Origin of the sequence: Mesorhizobium sp. M7A.F.Ca.CA.002.15.2.1 (assembly GCF_003998715.1) — a bacterium.
GTDB lineage: Bacteria > Pseudomonadota > Alphaproteobacteria > Rhizobiales > Rhizobiaceae > Mesorhizobium > Mesorhizobium ciceri.
This window is the reverse complement of sequence record NZ_RZPI01001294.1, coordinates 1-402: the sequence shown is the minus strand read 5'-3', so window position 1 is coordinate 402 and position 402 is coordinate 1. Positions and strand designations below refer to the sequence as shown.

Here is a 402-nt window from a genome sequence, read left to right as displayed (position 1 = left end):
GTTCCACGCAGATGGACCTGCTGACCCGCGACATGTATGGCTCCAGCGCCTGCACGGCCTTGCTGCGCCAGTTGATCACGCAACCGCGCGAGCACCTGATGGAGCGCGAGATGTCGCGCATCGCCGCGCAGTCCATCGACGCCGATGCGCGCCTGCGCGCAGCCCTCGCGGACGTGGCGGTTCCAGGTGAGTTCTCGTCACCCCTGGCGCAGCAGTTGAAGATCGTCGCCCGCATCATCGCGGCGCGCCAGGCGCTGGGCGCGCGCCGCCAGGTCTTCTTCGTATCCCAGAACGGCTATGACAACCACGCCGGATTGAACGACACCCACCCCGCCCTGCTCAAGGAACTGGGCCAGGCCCTGGCCACGTTCCAGCAGGCGCTGTCGGCGATCGGCGTGGCGG

General features: G+C 68.4%; 1 protein-coding gene. It reads left to right on the top strand.

The genetic code is table 11. From position 1 onward, the window contains the following. Nucleotides 1–402, top strand: a 402-nt coding sequence (locus ENZ74_RS34215) for a DUF1501 domain-containing protein (RefSeq protein ID WP_127313394.1), incomplete at both ends; no start/stop codon positions are given.